Annotated in this window: 17 protein-coding genes; 9 read left to right on the top strand and 8 right to left on the bottom strand. The window is 54.9% G+C overall.

Annotated elements, in window-relative coordinates; all coding sequences use genetic code 11:
- The first annotated feature begins 131 nt into the window (after positions 1-131).
- On the top strand, positions 132-1208 hold the full coding sequence (locus tag AC6I77_RS12670; protein WP_003854131.1) for a FecCD family ABC transporter permease: 1077 nt from the start codon (positions 132-134) through the stop codon (positions 1206-1208).
- On the top strand, positions 1208-1996 hold the full coding sequence (locus tag AC6I77_RS12665) for an ABC transporter ATP-binding protein (RefSeq protein ID WP_003854130.1): 789 nt from the start codon (positions 1208-1210) through the stop codon (positions 1994-1996). Before AC6I77_RS12670 ends, AC6I77_RS12665 begins: the two co-directional genes overlap by 1 nt.
- 143 nt (positions 1997-2139) lie before the next feature.
- Here AC6I77_RS12665 and fghA read toward each other — a convergent pair whose 3' ends face one another.
- The 3 genes from fghA to ptrR all read right to left on the bottom strand — a co-directional run bounded on the left by fghA (position 2140) and on the right by ptrR (position 5104).
- Positions 2140-2982, bottom strand: coding sequence for an S-formylglutathione hydrolase (gene fghA, locus AC6I77_RS12660; RefSeq protein ID WP_008926109.1), 843 nt, complete (start codon positions 2980-2982; stop codon positions 2140-2142).
- 12 nt (positions 2983-2994) lie between these two features.
- Entirely contained in the window at positions 2995-4119 is a 1125-nt protein-coding gene (locus AC6I77_RS12655) for an S-(hydroxymethyl)glutathione dehydrogenase/class III alcohol dehydrogenase (RefSeq protein ID WP_003854127.1), read from the bottom strand.
- Positions 4120-4192: 73 nt separating this feature from the next.
- The gene (gene ptrR / locus AC6I77_RS12650) at positions 4193-5104 is read right to left on the bottom strand and encodes a putrescine utilization regulator PtrR (RefSeq protein WP_003854125.1); all 912 of its coding nucleotides are present in this window, start codon (positions 5102-5104) and stop codon (positions 4193-4195) included.
- Positions 5105-5221: 117 nt separating this feature from the next.
- On the opposite strand from ptrR, the gene AC6I77_RS12645 reads away from it, so the two are divergent.
- The 7 genes from AC6I77_RS12645 to mglC all read left to right on the top strand — a co-directional run bounded on the left by AC6I77_RS12645 (position 5222) and on the right by mglC (position 13459).
- Complete coding sequence (locus tag AC6I77_RS12645) at positions 5222-6349, top strand: YbfB/YjiJ family MFS transporter (protein WP_485522929.1); 1128 nt, start codon at positions 5222-5224, stop codon at positions 6347-6349.
- Between the two features lie 124 nt (positions 6350-6473).
- Positions 6474-7139, top strand: coding sequence for a GTP cyclohydrolase I FolE (gene folE / locus AC6I77_RS12640; RefSeq protein ID WP_008926107.1), 666 nt, complete (start codon positions 6474-6476; stop codon positions 7137-7139).
- Between the two features lie 48 nt (positions 7140-7187).
- On the top strand, positions 7188-8348 hold the full coding sequence (gene yeiB, locus AC6I77_RS12635) for a DUF418 domain-containing protein YeiB (protein ID WP_497816993.1): 1161 nt from the start codon (positions 7188-7190) through the stop codon (positions 8346-8348).
- Positions 8349-8494: 146 nt separating this feature from the next.
- Positions 8495-9493, top strand: a complete 999-nt coding sequence (gene galS, locus AC6I77_RS12630) for an HTH-type transcriptional regulator GalS (protein ID WP_497816992.1) — start codon at positions 8495-8497, stop codon at positions 9491-9493.
- A 351-nt stretch (positions 9494-9844) separates the two neighbouring features.
- Complete coding sequence (mglB, locus tag AC6I77_RS12625; RefSeq protein ID WP_003854116.1) at positions 9845-10840, top strand: galactose/glucose ABC transporter substrate-binding protein MglB; 996 nt, start codon at positions 9845-9847, stop codon at positions 10838-10840.
- Between the two features lie 68 nt (positions 10841-10908).
- Complete coding sequence (mglA, locus tag AC6I77_RS12620; protein ID WP_003854115.1) at positions 10909-12429, top strand: galactose/methyl galactoside ABC transporter ATP-binding protein MglA; 1521 nt, start codon at positions 10909-10911, stop codon at positions 12427-12429.
- Between the two features lie 19 nt (positions 12430-12448).
- Positions 12449-13459: a galactose/methyl galactoside ABC transporter permease MglC gene (gene mglC, locus AC6I77_RS12615; protein ID WP_003854114.1), complete on the top strand. Its 1011-nt coding sequence runs from the start codon at positions 12449-12451 to the stop codon at positions 13457-13459.
- A 442-nt stretch (positions 13460-13901) separates the two neighbouring features.
- Here the strand turns inward: mglC and sanA are convergent, their stop codons facing one another.
- The 5 genes from sanA to AC6I77_RS12590 all read right to left on the bottom strand — a co-directional run bounded on the left by sanA (position 13902) and on the right by AC6I77_RS12590 (position 18812).
- Complete coding sequence (gene sanA, locus AC6I77_RS12610; protein ID WP_004571246.1) at positions 13902-14621, bottom strand: outer membrane permeability protein SanA; 720 nt, start codon at positions 14619-14621, stop codon at positions 13902-13904.
- A gap of 135 nt (positions 14622-14756) precedes the next feature.
- Positions 14757-16454, bottom strand: coding sequence for an NAD-dependent malic enzyme (locus tag AC6I77_RS12605; protein WP_004571247.1), 1698 nt, complete (start codon positions 16452-16454; stop codon positions 14757-14759).
- 269 nt (positions 16455-16723) lie between these two features.
- The gene (gene cdd, locus AC6I77_RS12600) at positions 16724-17614 is read right to left on the bottom strand and encodes a cytidine deaminase (protein ID WP_004571248.1); all 891 of its coding nucleotides are present in this window, start codon (positions 17612-17614) and stop codon (positions 16724-16726) included.
- Positions 17615-17734: 120 nt separating this feature from the next.
- A complete protein-coding gene (locus AC6I77_RS12595) occupies positions 17735-18427 on the bottom strand; it encodes a CidB/LrgB family autolysis modulator (protein ID WP_004571249.1) in 693 nt (230 codons plus the stop codon).
- A complete protein-coding gene (locus AC6I77_RS12590; protein WP_004571250.1) occupies positions 18420-18812 on the bottom strand; it encodes a CidA/LrgA family protein in 393 nt (130 codons plus the stop codon). Before AC6I77_RS12590 ends, AC6I77_RS12595 begins: the two co-directional genes overlap by 8 nt.
- Between the last annotated feature and the right edge of the window lie 76 nt (positions 18813-18888).

Genomic DNA, 18888 nt, shown 5'->3' with positions numbered 1-18888 from the left:
TTATCGTTCCCCTAACAACACCATTTTTTACGGTTTTTTCTCGCCTCGCTTATGCGAACGAATTGATAATTATTATCACCTGCACTATTGTGACTGCGTTTTCTGACGTGATAGCCACACAGGGTTCAAAAATGACTACCGAAACTTCGCTGCTGGCGGGGGAAGAGACGCTTCACCACACCATGCAAAACTATCATCAGGTGCTGCGCCGCCGCCTGATCTGGATTGGCGTATTACTGGTGGCGATTGTTGCCTCGTTAATCCTCGACTTTACGCTCGGTCCGGCCGGGCTCTCACTGGACACGCTGTGGAATACGCTGCTCAGCCCCGACAGTGTCGATGCCGGTACCCGTGTTATCGTCTGGGATATTCGTCTGCCTTATGCACTGATGGCGCTGGTGGTCGGGCTGTCGCTGGGCCTGGCCGGCGCAGAAATGCAGACTATCCTGAATAACCCGCTGGCCAGCCCGTTTACGCTCGGTGTCTCATCGGCGGCGGCGTTTGGTGCCGCGCTGGCGATCATTCTCGGCGTCGGTATTCCTGGCATTCCTGATCAGTGGTTAATCTCAGCCAACGCCTTTGTCTTTGCACTGTTTGCCGCGCTGATGCTGGATGCTGTGACCCGCTGGACGCAGGTCTCCTCTGCGGGCGTCGTTTTGTTCGGTATCGCACTGGTCTTTACCTTTAACGCACTGGTCTCAATGATGCAGTTCATTGCCAGCGAAGATACGCTGCAGGGTCTGGTGTTCTGGACCATGGGCAGCCTGGCGCGCGCCTCCTGGGAGAAGCTGGGCGTGCTGACCGTGGCGCTGGCCATCCTGGTGCCGTTCTCAATGATGAGCAGCTGGAAGCTGACGGCGCTGCGTCTGGGTGAAGACCGCGCCGTGAGCTTTGGTATCGACGTGCGTCGGCTGCGCCTGACCACCTTGCTGCGCATCAGTATCCTTTCGGCGCTTGCGGTGGCGTTTGTGGGACCCATTGGCTTCATCGGCCTGGTTGCACCCCACATTGCCCGCATGATGTTTGGTGAAGATCACCGTTTTTATCTGCCTGCCAGTGCGCTGGTTGGCGCGCTGGTGCTCTCCCTGGCGTCAGTCGCGTCGAAAAACCTGCTGCCGGGTGTCATTATTCCCGTGGGTATTGTGACGTCACTGATTGGTGTGCCGTTCTTCCTGAGTATTATTCTGCGCCATCGGGGGACGGTATAATGGAAACGGGTCTGACATTACGCGGCTTCAGTGCCGGTTATCCCAAACATAAAGTGATTGAAAACCTCAACGTGGCTCCGTTGCCACGGGGTGAGATTACCGTTCTGCTGGGACCGAATGGTTGCGGTAAATCGACGCTGTTGCGTGCACTGGCTGGTCTGAATAAAGGTCAGGGCGAGATGTGGCTTAACGGTGAAGATCTCATGACTCAGCCGTTTGCCCGCCGTGCGAAAAACGTAGTCTATCTGCCACAGTCGCTGCCTGCGGGCGTGCATCTGCATGTGCTGGAATCGATTATCGTGGCACAGCGTGCCTCCGGTGGCCTGCACAGTGCCAGCAGTGAAGCGGAAATCATGCATCTGCTGGAACAACTGGGCATTGCCCATCTGGCGATGCGCTACCTTGATCAGCTTTCGGGCGGACAGAAGCAGCTGGTCGGGCTGGCGCAATCTTTAATCCGTCGCCCTAAACTGCTGCTGCTGGATGAACCGCTGAGCGCGCTGGATCTCAATTACCAGTTCCACGTCATGGACCTGGTGCGCCGCGAAACGGCCCAGCGCAACATCGTGACGGTGGTGGTGGTGCATGACATCAACATCGCGCTGCGTCATGCGCAACATGCCCTGATGCTTAAGCAGGGCGCGCTGGTCGCAGAAGGGCAGCCGGATAAGGTGATTACGCCGGCTACGCTGGCAAAAGTGTATGGCGTCAACGGGCGTATCGAACACTGCTCACGCGGCATTCCGCAGGTGATGATCGATGGGCTGACCGGTCCGGCCTTAGTCTGATCGTCAGGTTAAGGTTGCGGCGGCTGAAGTATCCGCCTCTTTCGGAAAGGAGAGTGCAGGGCTGGCAGGGCGCTGACGTTGCAACCATGTTCCCGCCTCTACAGCATGCAAAAAAAGAGGGCCGCAATAGCGGCCCTGATTATTTACGCCAGCAGATGCTGGGCATGGAAGCGAAGATGATCTTCCACAAAACTGGCAATAAAGAAGTAGCTATGGTCATAACCCGGCTGAATACGCAGCGTCAGCGGGAAACCCACCTCGCGGGCGATCTCCTCTAACCGCTCTGGCTGCAGCTGATCGGCCAGGAACTGATCGCTGTCACCCTGATCGATCAGCATTGGCAACCGATGGGAGACTTCCGCCATCAGCTGGCAGCTGTCATATTCCCGCCACGCCGCACGATCGTCGCCCAGATAGGCCTGAAACGCTTTCTGGCCCCAAGGCACCTGCATTGGATTCACAATCGGTGCAAAGGCTGAAGCCGAGGCAAAGCGGTTACCCAGACGCAGCGCCAGCATCAGCGCGCCGTGTCCGCCCATAGAATGACCCATGATTGACTGGCGTTCACTGACCTTGAAGTTATCCGCAATCAGGGCAGGTAACTCGCTGCTCAGATAGTCGAACATGCGGAAATGACTCGCCCAGGGTTGCTGGGTGGCATTGAGATAAAATCCCGCACCCTGACCCAGATCGTATCCCTCATCGTTCGCCACGCCGTCACCGCGCGGGCTGGTGTCCGGCATAATCAGCACCAGACCCAGTTCCGCCGCAACGCGCTGCGCGCCCGCTTTGGTGGTGAAATTCTCGTCGTTACAGGTCAGGCCGGCTAAAAACCAGACCACCGGCGGCGGTGCATCACCGTGCGGGGTGGGCAGATAGATGCTAAAGGTCATCGGGCAGTTCAGCACGGCTGACTGATGACGCCAGCGCTGCTGCCAGCCGCCAAAAATACGGTGTTCTTCCAGTAGCTCCAGAGTGGATGCCATAACGCCTCCTGATTACTTGTTAAAGTGCACGACCGAGCGAATCGATTTTCCTTCGTGCATCAAATCAAAGGCGTCGTTGATCTCTTCCAGCGGCATGGTGTGAGTGATGAAGTCGTTAAGGGCAAATTTACCGTCGAGGTAATCCTGCACAATGCCTGGCAGCTGTGAACGGCCTTTTACGCCACCAAACGCGGAACCGCGCCAGACGCGACCGGTTACCAGCTGGAACGGACGGGTAGAGATCTCTTCACCGGCACCGGCAACACCGATAATCACAGACTCGCCCCAGCCTTTGTGGCAGCACTCCAGTGCGGAACGCATTACGTTGACGTTACCGATACACTCAAACGAGAAGTCCACGCCGCCGTCGGTCAGCTCGACAATCACATCCTGAATCGGTTTGTCGTAATCTTTCGGGTTAATCAGATCGGTGGCACCCAGTTTACGTGCCAGATCGAATTTGCTGGTGTTGAGGTCGATGGCAATGATACGGCCTGCTTTCGCCATTTTCGCGCCAATCACCGCAGAAAGACCGATGCCGCCGAGACCGAAGATCGCCACGGTGTCGCCTTCTTTCACTTTGGCGGTGTTCATTACCGCGCCCATGCCGGTCGTGACGCCACAGCCCAGCAGACAAACCTCTTCCAGCGGTGCTTCTTTACTGATTTTTGCCAGTGAGATCTCCGGGATGACGGTGTACTCAGAGAAGGTCGAAGTACCCATGTAATGGAAAATCGGTTTGCCATCTTTGAAGAAGCGGGTGGTGCCGTCCGGCATCAGGCCTTTACCCTGGGTGGCGCGAATCGCCTGGCAGAGGTTAGTTTTGCCCGAAAGACAGTACTTACATTTGCCGCACTCCGGGGTGTAAAGCGGGATGACATGGTCTCCCACTTCCACGCTGGTTACGCCTTCGCCCACCGCTTCCACGATGCCGCCGCCTTCATGGCCAAGGATCGCCGGGAAAACACCTTCCGGGTCAGTGCCGGAAAGCGTGTAGGCGTCGGTATGACAGACACCGGTCGCGACAATACGCACCAGCACTTCACCTTTTTGCGGTGGCATTAAATCCACTTCTTCGATTTTCAGTGGTTCGCCAGCAGCCCAGGCAACCGCGGCACGGGTTTTGATCATGTTCATGCAATCCCTCTTCCAGTCAGATTGTGACGCGTAATAGCGCCTTTTTTCGTGAGTTAAACATAGCGTGGAACGCTTATTCCGTCGCCTGCAATGGGTGGATCAGCTCATCGTTGAGCGGACGATCGTCAAACTGTTCAATAATCAGGTATTTCAGCGCTTCTACATTCGGGGTAAAGGCGTCACGCCGCCACATCAGCCAGGTGGCGGTGTCGCGATAAGCTGCGGGCAGGGTATGCGCCTGCACCCGCGACCGATCCGCCATCTGCTTCAGCACCGAAGCCGGAATCATCGCGACCCCTGCACCGCCCGCTACGCAGGCCAGCATGGCGTGATAGGACTGAATCTCCATCACACTGTTGGGTGCGGTCTGGCTGTCGCGATACCAGCTCTCCAGCTTCACCCGGTAAGAGCAGCTGTTGCGGAACGCAAACAGAGTATCGTCCTGCACGTCGCGCGCCGTGGTGATTGGCCCATGATCCAGCCCGGTGATCAGCACCATCTCCTCGCGAAAAGCGATGCAGCCATTCAGGTCATCATGAGAAACCGGGCCATCCACCAGCGCAGCGGCCAGGGTGCCTTCACGGACCCGATCGATAATTTCGCCTGAGGTGCCGGTAATCAGCGACAGCGCCACTTTAGGAAAGCGCTGATGATAGGCGGCGAGCAGGCCAGGCAGGCGGGTCGCTGCGGTGCTCTCCATGGAGCCCAGTGCAAAGTTTCCCGCCGGTTCGCCGGTTCGGGTCATGCTCATCGCTTCTTCACTTAACGCCAGAATGCGTTGCGCATAATTCAGGAAATTATGGCCCATCGGCGACAGGCGAATGCGCTGCTTCTCACGAATAAAGAGATCAACACCTAATTCCTCTTCCAGCTGACGCAGCCGCGTGGTGAGATTAGAGGGGACGCGATGCAGATGTTCTGCTGCGCGCGCCAGTGAACCCGTTTCGGCGACGGAACAGAACATACGCAGCTGAACTAAATCCATATCTTCTCTTCCTGTAAACAAGTTGGTTAATATTATTCACTTTCCGTGAGTTTAGTCATCCTGCATGCTATTAGCAAGTCAGAAGAGATCTCAGGGCAGAACAACAGGAGTTCAGCAATGGCGTTACGCGTCGCGCTCAGTGCATTTTTAACTTTATTTGTGGCGATGGGCATAGGGCGATTTGCCTTTACGCCGCAGGTGCCACTGATGATTCAGGCTCACCAGCTGACGCTTACCAGTGCCAGCCTGGTCGCAGCCCTCAACTATTTAGGCTACCTGTGTGGCTCCTTTGATGCGATGCGGGCGCATCAAAGGGTCGAACTGCGGCTGCAGGCGGGTGTGTGGGGCGCGGTAATCCTGACGCTGCTCTCGGCACTGGCAACCGGCCCGTGGCTGCATGGCGCTATTCGTTTTCTGATTGGCTGGGCCAGCGGCTGGGCGATGGTGCTGGTGGCGGCCTGGAGCAACGAACAGCTGCATCGGCATGGGCGGGCAGGGTTGTCGGCGGCCGTGTTTGCCGGACCGGGTTGCGGCATTTTTGTCAGTGGTTTGCTGGGGGTCGCGCTGCACACATTCCAGGTCTCCGCCGGTCTTGCCTGGGCTGCTTACGGTGCGCTGGCGCTGCTGCTGATTGCGCTAATCACCCGTAACTTACCGCGTCGCGGCGAACTGCATCGTCCGGATCAGGCACCCGAGCCGCTGGTGCTGAACCGCAATCTTAAACGTCTGGTGCTGAGTTACAGTCTGGCAGGGTTTGGCTACATCCTGCCCGCGACTTTTCTGTCGCAGATGGCCGCCACACGTTTTCCTGACGGCATCTTCGCGCAGTTTGTCTGGCCGATATTTGGCGGGGCGGCAATGACCGGCATCCTGCTGGGTATCCTGACGCGGCGCTGGGGGCACAGCCATGTCCGCCTGGCGCTGGTGCTCTGGGCACAGGCGCTGGGTGTGTTTGCTGCGGCGCTGCTGCCCGGCTTTAGTGGCCTGCTGGCCGGTGCGTTGCTGGTCGGAGGCGGCTTCCTGAGTGTGGTGCAGTTGTCAATGCTCTGCGCCCGCGAACTGGCGCCCAACCATCTGCGATTCATGGCTGGCCTGCTGACGACCGGCTATGCGATTGGACAACTTGTCGGCCCGTTGCTCTCTTTTCTCTCAACGGCCTTGTTACATCGGCTTGAGCCTGCGCTCTGGGTGGCAGGGGTGAGTCTGGTCTGGGCAGGCCTGCTGGTCTGGCGAAGAATTGAGTGAAAAGCTTTCATCACCAATCTGATTGATTGCTGGATTCCCCGCAAAGAAAGTTTCACAATACGCGCCTGATTACAGGGCCCGCAGGCAAAAGCTTGCGGGCGCAACACCAGCCGGAGAAGAGTAGATGAGCACCTTAAGTCAGGAAGCTGCCCTGGTTCACGAAGCGCTGCTGGCGCGTGGACTGGAAACGCCGTTACGTGCACCGACGCGCGACATTGATGACGAAACGCGTAAGAGCCTGATTGCCGGGCACATGACCGAGATTATGCAGCTGCTGAATCTGGATCTTGAAGATGACAGCCTGATGGAAACGCCACATCGCATCGCCAAAATGTATGTGGATGAAATCTTTTCCGGCCTCGACTACGCAAACTTCCCGAAAATCACCGTCATTGAGAACAAAATGAAGGTCGATGAGATGGTGACCGTGCGTGATATCACCCTGACCAGCACCTGTGAACACCACTTTGTGATCATCGATGGCAAGGCTACCGTCGCCTATATTCCCAAAGAAAAGGTGATTGGCCTGTCGAAAATTAACCGCATCGTGCAGTTCTTTGCTCAGCGTCCGCAGGTGCAGGAGCGGCTGACGCAGCAGGTTCTGGTTGCATTGCAGACGCTGCTGGGCACTAACAATGTGGCTGTTTCTATTGATGCGGTGCACTACTGTGTCAAAGCGCGTGGCGTAAAAGATGCCACCAGCGCCACTACCACGACGTCGCTGGGTGGCCTGTTCAAGTCAAGTCAGAACACCCGTCAGGAATTTTTGCGCGCGGTGCGCCATAGTTGAGTTTATGGCGGGCGCATAACGTTGCCCGCCTCAATGTGCAGGTGCCGCATGCAACGCTATCACGCGCTGGATTTCATTCGTGGATGTGCCATTCTCGGCATTCTGCTGCTCAATATTGTCGGCTTCGGTCTGCCTTCAGCCGCCTACCTTAATCCAGCCTGGCAGGGTAGCGTCACGCTTTCCGATGCCTGGACATGGGCACTCTCTGACGTTTTTGCTCAGCTCAAATTCCTCACGCTGTTTGCGCTGCTGTTTGGCGCGGGTCTGCAAATGCAGCTGCCGCGCGGCAGTCGCTGGCTCACAGCCCGGCTTTCCCTTCTGGTCCTGATCGGTTTTGTACACGGGGTTTTTCTCTGGGAAGGTGACATCCTGCTGGACTACGGCATTATCGGGCTGGTGGTGTGGCGGGTGCTGCGTGATGTTCCCTCCACCCGCAGCCTGATGAATACCGGCATTCTGCTCTACCTGGTCGGCTGCGGGGTGCTGCTGGTGTTTGGGTCGATCTCCTCTCCTGAGCCGACTCATTCCTGGCTGCCGGGTGCAGCAGAACTGCAATATGAACAGTTCTGGAAACTTGCTGGCGGCTGGGACGCGATACAGAACCGGCTGGACCATCTTTCGTCAGGGCTGATGGCGCTTGCGGCGCAGTATGGCTGGCAGCTGGCAGGTCTGATGATGATCGGTGGCGCACTGCTGCGCAGCGGCTGGCTGATTGGCGAATTCCCTGCACGGCATTATCGTCAGGCGGCGGCGCTGCTGTTAATCATTGGGTTCTCCATTGCGGTGGCCGGTGTGGCAGCGCAATGGCTGTTACATTGGGAGTTTCGCTGGACCGCATTTTACCTGCAAGCGCCGCGCGACCTTGCCAGCCCGCTAATTAGTCTGGGCTACACCGCACTCTGCCTGGCTTACTGGCCGCAGATCGCGCGCTGGCGCATCAGCTATGCCATCCAGTGCGTGGGCCGGATGGCGCTGACCAACTACCTGCTTCAGACCGTGATCTGCACTACATTGTTCTATCGCTTTGGCTTCTATATGCACTTCACCCGGCTGGAGCTGGTGCTGATGGTGCCTGCGGTGTGGCTCATCAATATTCTGTTTTCTCTCATCTGGTTACATTTCTTCGCACAGGGTCCGCTGGAATGGCTGTGGCGGCGGTTTACGCTGCTCTCAGCCGGTAAATCACGCATCACTGACAACGCAGGATAATGACCGCCATCACAAAGGTTGCAGAATTGTATGTAACCGTTTTCATTGATGTGACGCAATTCACGCTGCTCGCCTCCCGCCCCTGACAAAATAGCGCCGGTGTTCAACCCGGCGTGATGCCTAATTTTCCTTTCTGGAACTGCTGCATGATAACTATTCGTGATGTTGCCCGTCAGGCTGGCGTGTCAGTGGCGACCGTGTCGCGCGTCCTTAATCAGAGCAACGCCGTGACCTCAGATACCCGTGACACCGTGTTACAGGCGGTTGAAGCGCTGGGCTATCGCCCTAACGCCAACGCCCAGGCGCTGGCGACGCAGGTCAGCGACACGATTGGGGTGGTGGTGATGGATGTCTCCGATCCCTTCTTCGGGGCGCTGGTTAAAGCAGTCGATACCGTAGCGCAGCGCGTGCACAAACATGTGTTAATCAGCAACTCCTGGCATCAGGAAGAGAAAGAGCGTCATGCCATTGAAGTGCTGATCCGTCAGCGCTGCAGCGCGCTGGTGGTGCATGCAAAAACACTGCCGGATGCGGAACTGGCGGACTTTATGCAGCACGTACCCGGCATGGTAGTCATTAACCGTATCGTTCCCGGTTTTGAACACCGCAGCGTCAGTCTGGATAACGTCACTGGCGCATTGATGGCTTCAAGAACCCTGTTACAACAGGGACATAGCCGCATCGGCTATCTCTGCTCCAGTCATCCGATCGAAGATGTGGCCCAGCGTCGTGAAGGATGGATGCAGGCAATGGCAGAGCAGGGCATTCGGCCCCAGGAGAGCTGGATAGCCAGTGCAGAGCCCGACATGCAGGGCGGTGAAGCAGCGATGGTGGAGTTGCTGGGGCGCAATCTCAACCTTACGGCGGTGTTTGCCTATAACGACGGCATGGCTGCTGGCGCGCTCACTGCGCTGAAAGACAACGGCATTCAGGTTCCACAGCATTTTTCTGTCATTGGCTTCGATGATATTCCCATTTCCCGTTACACCGACCCACAGTTAACGACTGTTCGCTATCCCATTGTATCTATGGCAAAAATCGCCACAGAACTGGCACTGCAGGGCGCAGCAGGCCTGCTTGATGACACCGCAACACATATCTTTATGCCGACGCTGGTGCGGCGTCATTCGGTGGCGCAGCGGTAAAATGTGGAGTCCGTCACTAATTCAGGCGATTCAGGCATGTAACCGTTTTCAATCTGTGATTACATTCACAGTTAATTAACATTGCTCTCACTATGATGGCAGCGTCTTACCGGACTGAAACATTATGTAACGCCAGTGTAACGGCATCAGTTGTGGTCTCAGTAGCCGGTTATAGGGTTCACCCCCTCTTCATGGAAGCATTCAGGCACAAGGATGTCAGGTTTTAGACGGTATTCAACGGCTCAACATCCCCATTACGTTAGCCGACGCGCCGATCTGTTTTACCGATTGCTCTCCCGCATGTTGCGCGGTAGCGCTAAAAAGACCCTGCATAATAAAACCGGAGATACCATGAATAAGAAGGTTTTCACGCTTACAGCACTGGTTGCCAGTATGATGTTTGGTGCAACCGCTCACGCAGCTGACACCCGTATCGGCGTGACCATTTACAAATACGATGACAACTTCATGTCAATGGTGCGTAAAGACATCGAGAAAGAAGCGAAAGCGATCGGTGGCGTACAGTTGCTGATGAATGACTCACAGAACGACCAGTCCAAACAGAACGATCAGGTTGACGTGCTGATGGCAAAAGGCGTGAAAGCGCTGGCGATTAACCTGGTTGACCCGGCTGCCGCTGCGGTGATCGTAGACAAAGCGCGTGCTAACGATGTGCCGGTTGTCTTCTTCAACAAAGAACCGAACGCCAAAGTGCTGGCGGGTTATGACAAAGCCTACTACGTCGGTACCGACTCTAAAGAGTCCGGCATCATTCAGGGTCAGCTGATCGAGAAACACTGGAAAGCGACGCCAGCCTGGGATTTGAACAAAGATGGCACCATTCAGTTCGTGCTGCTGAAAGGCGAGCCGGGTCATCCTGATGCAGAAGCCCGTACCAAATATGTGATCGACACCCTGAACAAAGATGGTCTGAAAACCCAGCAGTTAGCAATGGATACGGCCATGTGGGATACCGCGCAGGCTAAAGATAAGATGGATGCATGGTTGTCAGGCCCGAACGCCAAAAAAATCGAAGTGGTGATTGCCAACAACGATGCGATGGCAATGGGTGCGGTTGAAGCGCTGAAAGCGCACAACATGACCTCAATCCCTGTGTTCGGCGTCGATGCCCTGCCAGAAGCGCTGGCGCTGGTTAAATCCGGTGCGCTGGCCGGTACCGTGCTGAACGATGCGGAAAACCAGGCGAAAGCGACGCTGGATATTGCCAATAACCTGGCGAACGGCAAAGCGGCAACTGATGGCACTAACTTCAAGATGGTTGATAAGATCGTCCGCGTTCCTTACGTGCCGGTTGATAAAGAAAACCTGTCTCAGTTCGTGAAATAAGATCGATTACGGGCGCGACCGCGGTCGCGCCTTTTTTATGTCACCACCGTTTTTTAGCCAGGTAAAATATGGCCAGTGATAACACGACCGCGCAGCGAGAATATTTGCTGGAAATGACGAATGTTTCAAAATCATTTCCCGGCGTTAAAGCGTTAGATAATGTTAATTTGAAAGTGCGGCCTCACTCTGTTCATGCATTAATGGGCGAGAACGGTGCCGGGAAATCCACATTATTAAAATGCCTGTTTGGTATCTATAAAAAAGATACCGGCAGTATCCTGTTTCAGGGTAACGAGATCGATTATAAAAGCTCCAAAGAGGCGCTGGAAAATGGCGTGTCGATGGTGCATCAGGAATTAAACCTGGTACTGCAACGTACCGTGATGGACAACATGTGGCTTGGGCGCTATCCGCGCAAAGGCTTTTTTGTCGATCAGGATAAAATGTATCAGGATACAAAAGCGATTTTTGACGAGCTGGATATCGATATCGATCCGCGCGACAAAGTTGCCAATCTTTCTGTATCTCAGATGCAGATGATTGAAATTGCCAAAGCGTTCTCTTACGACGCGAAAATTGTGATTATGGATGAACCGACTTCCTCGCTGACTGAGAAAGAGGTTAATCACCTGTTCACGATTATTCGCAAACTGAAAGATCGCGGCTGCGGCATTGTTTATATTTCGCACAAGATGGAAGAGATTTTCCAGCTGTGCGATGAGATCACCATTCTGCGTGATGGTCAGTGGATTACCTCTCAGCCGCTGGAAGGGCTGGATATGGATAAGATCATCGCTATGATGGTCGGCCGTTCACTGAACCAGCGTTTCCCTGACCGTACCAACGTGCCAGGCGAGACCATTCTTGAGGTGCGCAATCTGACGTCGCTGCGTCAGCCGTCGATTCGTGACATCTCATTTGATCTGCGTAAAGGGGAGATACTCGGCATTGCCGGGCTGGTGGGCGCCAAACGTACCGATATCGTCGAAACGCTGTTTGGCATTCGCGAAAAATCGGGCGGCACCATTAAACTGCATGGTAAACCGATTAATAATCACAGCGCCAACGAAGCCATTAACCACGGTTTTGCGCTGGTGACGGAAGAGCGTCGCTCAACCGGTATTTATGCTTATCTGGATATTGGTTTTAACTCGCTTATTTCCAATATTAAAAAATATAAAAACAGTATGGGGCTGCTGGATAATAAACGCATGAAGAGTGATACCCAGTGGGTGATCGATTCTATGCGCGTTAAGACACCAGGCCACCATACTCAAATTGGTTCGCTTTCGGGCGGTAACCAGCAAAAAGTGATTATTGGCCGCTGGTTATTGACCCAGCCTGAAATCCTGATGCTTGATGAACCAACTCGCGGTATTGATGTTGGTGCAAAATTCGAAATTTACCAGTTGATTGCTGAGCTGGCGAAGAAAGAAAAGGGCATCATTATTATCTCTTCTGAAATGCCGGAGCTGTTAGGCATTACCGATCGTATTCTGGTAATGAGTAATGGACTGGTAGCAGGCATAGTTGATACCAAAACGACCACGCAGAACGAAATATTGCGTTTAGCGTCATTACACCTTTAATGAAGCAAGGGCTGTTAACATGAAAGCGACCACAAAAAAGAATGCGCTAACCTGGTTAAAAGAGGGCGGCATTTACGTCGTTCTGCTGGTATTGCTGGCTATTATCATCTTCCAGGATCCATCGTTTTTAAGTTTAATGAACCTGAGTAATATTCTGACCCAATCTTCAGTGCGCATTATTATTGCACTGGGTGTGGCAGGTCTGATTGTGACCCAGGGTACTGACCTGTCAGCCGGACGTCAGGTTGGTCTGGCTGCGGTTGTCGCCGCGACGTTGCTGCAGGCGATGGATAACGCGAACAAAGTCTTCCCGACGCTGGATACCGTGCCGATTCCACTGGTTATTCTGACCGTGTGCATCATCGGCGGTGTGATTGGTCTGGTCAACGGTGTGATTATTGCTTACCTGAAGGTAACGCCATTTATCACCACGCTGGGCACCATGATTATCGTTTACGGTATCAACTCACTCTATTACGACTTTGTTGGTGCATCACCGATTGCCGGTTTTGACGCGGGCTTCTCGAAATTTACCCAGGGCTTCTTGCGCTTTGGTGATTTCAAACTTTCGTTCATCACGTTCTACGCTGTGATTGCCATTATTTTCGTCTGGGTGCTGTGGAACAAAACCCGCTTCGGCAAAAACATTTTTGCTATCGGCGGTAACCCGGAAGCGGCGAAAGTCTCTGGCGTGAACGTCCCGATGAACCTGATCATGATCTATGCCCTGTCAGGTGTGTTTTACGCCTTCGGCGGGATGCTGGAAGCGGGTCGTATCGGTTCTGCCACCAACAACCTCGGCTTTATGTATGAGCTGGATGCGATTGCGGCCTGTGTGGTCGGCGGCGTCTCCTTCGCCGGTGGTGTGGGTAGCGTAGCGGGCGTCGTGACCGGTGTACTGATCTTCACCGTTATCAACTACGGTCTGACCTATATCGGCGTCAACCCTTACTGGCAGTACATCATTAAAGGCGGCATCATTATCTTCGCCGTTGCGCTGGATTCACTGAAATACTCTCGTAAGAAGTAAGTCTGATTCAACGCTAAGAAAGCGACCTTCGGGTCGCTTTTTTTATGGGCAGATGTTGTGAGGAATTGCTGTGAGATCGAGTCAGCGAAGGGAACAGGGTCAGATCGGAAAGACGCAAAACCTGTCATCCATGACACGCTCGGCTCGTGTTATTCCTCTGCAGAACGCTTTTTATGAGGGAGAGTGTTGGAGGCATTGCTGTGAGATCGAGTCAGCGAAGGGAACAGGGTCAGATCGGAAAGTCGCAAAGGCCGTCATCCATGACACGCTCGTCCCGCGTCGTCCCTGACGCGGGACGCTTTTCTCTTCTGACCCTGTTCCCTGCGCGTTGAGCTTAGTCGTTGCTGTCAGAATTCCCTGAACCTTGTACCTTGCTGCCAGACCGCAGCAAAGTGCTAACAATGCGATTTCAGCAAAGCTAAAAGAAGCCGCTGAGCGCCAGCTATTTCCGCAGTTTTTGTTCCAGCTCCAGCAGCTGCTCCGGCGTCACCGCAGGGTAACTCTGCGCATCTTCAGGGACATCGCGTACGGCGGGAATAGGTACCAGCGGACCTAAGAAGCGAGGTTCACGCTTGAGCAGAAAGAGGTCCGCCAGCGCGCCCAGTCGGGCACCGACTTCACGGAAGCGCACGCTGAGCATGTTTTTAGGTGAGGGCACCGCATAGCACTGCGCCTGAATACCCAGCTGTAAGGCGATAAACAGCGCACGCTCACAGTGAAAACGCTGCGTGATAATAATGAAATCGTTGGTATCAAACACTTTACGTGTGCGAACGATGGAGTCCAGCGTACGGAACCCGGCATAATCGAGCACGATATCAGCCGGATCGACACCAGCTTTGATGAGGTCGCGTCGCATGGTCATCGGCTCGTTATAACTTTGCAGCGCGTTATCACCACTCAGCAGCAGGTAATTGACCTTGCCGCTGTTGTAGGCGTTCAGCGCGCCCTGAATGCGATAGAGGTAATACTGATTGATGACGCCGGTACGATAATATTTAGCCGTACCCAGCACCACGCCAACCTGACGATGGGGTAAAGAGGCGACATTTTCGTAGATAAAAGGCGCAGTTTTCCAGCTGATCCAACGATCAAGGCCGAGCGCCGTTGCCATCATCAGTAAGATGATGAAAAGCAGACCAATGGAAACGCGTTTCAGCATGCGCCTGGAGACTCGATGTCAGAATGTTGAGATGGGACAAGGCTACTTGAGCTGTCGCAGTGAAGCAAGTTACTGCCGGCTGGCTGTGCTATTTTTGAACACTGCCGGATCGCCTGCGATCCGGCAGTCTGAAGGTTAAATCGAGGTACGACGATAATGACGATACTGCGGCAGCCAGAAGTTGTTGGCGATAGCCTGTGACAACACATCCTCTGAGGTCACTACGGCGACACCCGCCAGCTGAGCCGCTTTACCCACTTCCATCGCAATGATTTTCGACACACCCTGAATATCTTTAATCTCAGGCAGCACCGGGCCTTCGCCTTCATTCACCAGCGGTGAACAGTCGGCGAGCGCACGGCTGGCGGTCATCAGCATGGTATCGGTAACGCGGCTGGCGCCTGACGCAATCACACCCAGCCCAATACCGGGGAAGATATAGGAGTTGTTGCACTGCGCAATCGGATAGGTTTTACCATTCCAGCTCACCGGTGAGAACGGGCTGCCCGTGGCGACCAGCGCGGCACCGTCAGTCCAGGCAATGATATCCGCAGGTGTGGCTTCCACGCGTGATGTCGGGTTCGACAACGGCATCACGATAGGGCGCTTACAGTGCTTGTGCATCTCGCGAATGATCTCTTCGGTGAACAGACCCGGCTGGCCGGAGACACCAATCAGAATATCGGGTTTCGCATTGCGTACGACATCCAGCAGCGAAATGGAATCATTGGTGATATCCCAGGTCTGCAGGTTTTCGCTTTTCTGCACCAGCTTGCTCTGGAAGTCGAGCAGGTTGGGGAGCTTATCAGTCAACAGACCAAAGCGATCCACCATCATTACCCGGCCACGCGCTTCATCATCACTCAGACCTTCTGATTTCATCTGCGCAATGATCTGTTCAGCGATTCCGCAACCCGCAGAACCGGCACCCAGGAACACCACTTTCTGCTCGCACAGGCGGCTACCGGCTGCGCGGCTGGCCGCAATCAGCGTGCCAACGGTCACGGCGGCGGTGCCCTGAATATCGTCGTTAAAGCAGCAGACTTCATCGCGATAGCGGTTCAGCAGCGGCATAGCATTCTTCTGGGCGAAATCTTCAAACTGCAACAGCACTTTCGGCCAGCGGCGCTTAACGGCCTGAATAAACTCATTCACGAACGTATCATACTCTTCGCCAGTGATACGCGGATGACGCCAGCCCATGTAGAGCGGATCGTTCAGCAACTGCTGATTGTTGGTGCCGACATCCAGCACAACCGGCAGCGTGTACGCCGGGCTGATGCCGCCACAGGCGGTATACAGCGAAAGCTTACCAATCGGGATACCCATGCCACCGATGCCCTGATCGCCGAGGCCCAGAATACGTTCGCCATCAGTCACCACAATGACCTTCACATTCTGCTTGGTGGCGTTTTGCAGCATATCTTCGATGCGATCGCGGTTTGGGTAGGAGATGAACACGCCACGCGCACGGCGGTAGATTTCAGAGAAGTGTTCACACGCTGCGCCAACGGTCGGGGTGTAGATAATCGGCATCATCTCTTCGAGATGGTTATCCAGCAGGCGGTAAAACAGCGTTTCGTTGGTGTCCTGGATGTTGCGCAGGTAGACATGCTTATCGTTATTGTTTTTGAAGTCCTGGAACTGACGCCAGGCACGCTGCGCCTGTTCTTCAATCGATTCTACGGCTTCTGGCAGCAGACCATTGAGGTTGAATTCGTTACGTTCTTCGATACTGAAGGCGCTGCCTTTGTTTAACAGGGGAAATTCCAGCAAAATCGGGCCAGCATAAGGGATATACAGCGGGCGTTTACTTTCGTAGTCGAGTTCCATGCAGTGATGCTCCGGTTGCAGTGTTGTCTGGCGTCACGCCGGAAAGGTAGCGCCAGTTTTCTTACCCGTTATAGCTCAGACTGCAGGCCCGGCAGCGGCAGGGTAACCGCTCCAGAAAGATTCACGACCGCGGTGCCATCCTGCAACCTGAATTATTCAGAGTAATTTGTGATCACGTGAATTCTGGCGCCAGATCCTATGAAATTTCCCGCAGAAGTACAGCGTTTGTTCATAAAAGCTCACAAAACTGTGGCCTCTCTGACAGCGGGTTATGCTTTGTACAGCGTCACCTGCAGCAGCTCACCGCAACCAAATGTCTCAAGTGTTGCCTGTGTGGCGGCGAACTGGCTTAACGTGGCATTTTCTACTTCAGCTAAAACCGCTTTTTTTATCTGATGAACATCGCCGCCCTGCATGTTCAGCAAGACCAGCGCCGCCTGAAGTGGCGGGAAGCTTGGGTTGAACGCGGCATTTTCCGCATAGCGACCCGCGACAATCGCGCCATCCTGGGTCAGCAGGGCAACACCAGCGTGTGACTGACTGTAAGGCGCATGGCTGGCATTGGCGGCGGCCACGGCGGCCTGTACCAGTTCATCGCCCACGGCCACGTAACCATGATCAACCTCGTCCATCAGGAAGGTTGTGATGTCGAGATCGCGTGGGCCAAAGGCATCGGGCAGATAGTCGGCCAGGGTGCTGATCGCGCGCTTTGGCAGGCTGATACGAATGCTGGTGCCGCTGTTCAGCTCGTTCATAAACTGACGGCAGTGCCCGCACGGCGTGTAGTTAACGGTTATCGTCTCAAGCTGGCGCTCGCCACGCAGCCACGCATGGGTAATGGCGCTCTGCTCGGCGTGAACCGTCTGCTGCATCGCCGTGCCGACAAATTCCATGTTGGCCCCGAAGTACCAGTTGCCGCTGACGCCACGGGCAATCGCCCCGACGTTAAAATGCGACACGGTAGCCACGGCGCAGGACGCCGCCAGAGGCAGCAGCGCCAGCGCCAGTGCATCGGCATCCATCTGGGTCTGTTGTTGCAGCGAGGCGACCTGGTCGGCGCTGAGCACGGCGTTGAAGTCAGCCTCGTTCAGCAGGGGAGCCAGTGCAGTTTGCAGCGTTGACGGCAATGCCTCAAAAGCGGAGAGGAAACGGGATTGCATGTGAGCCTCATTAAATTCAGCAGGGCGATGTGCCAGTCACCGGTTTATATGTGATCCACATCGCTCTGACAATGTAACCTGTGTTGCATGTTTCAACTTTGCGAGATCTATCGCAAAGTTTCAGCCAAACCAGTGCAGCAGGAGCGGAAAAATAAAGGGCGCCAGCAGTGAGGTGATGATGCCGCAGATCACCAGCGCCAGTGAACTGAAGGCGCCCTCCTGATAGTCGAGCTCGGCCGCGCGTGCTGTGCCCAGGGCATGTGACGCATTGCCAATTGCCAGTCCGCGCGCGGCTTTAGACTTCACGCCCAGCAGATTCAGTACCGTGTGCCCGAACACCGCACCCAGCACCCCGGCAATAAGTACACAAATAGCGCTGATAGCGGGGATACCATGCAGCGAGCCGGAGACAGCCATCGCGATGGGTGTGGTCACGGATTTGGGCATGATCGTGGCGGCAATTTCGGGCGTGGCACCCATCCACAGAGCAATAGCAGTACCTGAACTCATGGCGGTCACACTGCCAATAAAGCAGACGCCGATAATGGACTTCCAGCGGGCACGAATCTGGTGCATCTGCTCATACAGCGGCAATGCCAGCGCAACCACGGCCGGTTGCAACAGCTGATTGAGAATCTCACTGCCTGCGAAATAGCGCGAGTAGGGCAGCTGTAACAGCAGCAGTATCGGGATAATGATCGCCATCGCCACCAGCAGCGGATTGAGCAGCGAAATCTTCAGTTTTATCGCCAGCTTGCGCGCCAGAAAAAAGGCGGCCAGCGTCAATGGCAGCGACCACCATATCTCACTCATCAGCAGACTCCCCGGCCGGACGGCGGCTGTGAAGCTTGTGGGCACTTACGCCAACAATGGAGAGGACCAGCAGGGTGCTGACGACGCAGGAGACAACGATAGGGCCGAACTGCGCGGTAAGAATATCGGTGTAGCTCATTACCCCGACGCTAATCGGCACAAACAGCAGCGCCATATAGCGAATCAGCAGATGGCATCCCGGCTTCACCCAGCTCACTGGCAGAATCTGTGACGCAAGCAGGGCAAACAGAATTAACATCCCCAGAATGCTGCCGGGCATTTTTATAGGCAGCAGCGAGGCGATACCGATACCGGCGTATAAGCAGAGATAAATGATGATAAAAGCGCGAAGATAACGTCCGCAGACAGACAGCACGGTGAGCATGGCAGGCTCCTGTTTTCACTGAGCTTCATCATACGCATTAACCGCTTAGCGTGCTAGCGATCACACTTATGGGTAC

Source organism: Pantoea sp. X-Soil-ISGK-259 (assembly GCF_059730705.1).
The sequence above is the reverse complement of the archived record's forward strand: the minus strand, read 5'-3'. Positions and strand labels throughout refer to the sequence as shown.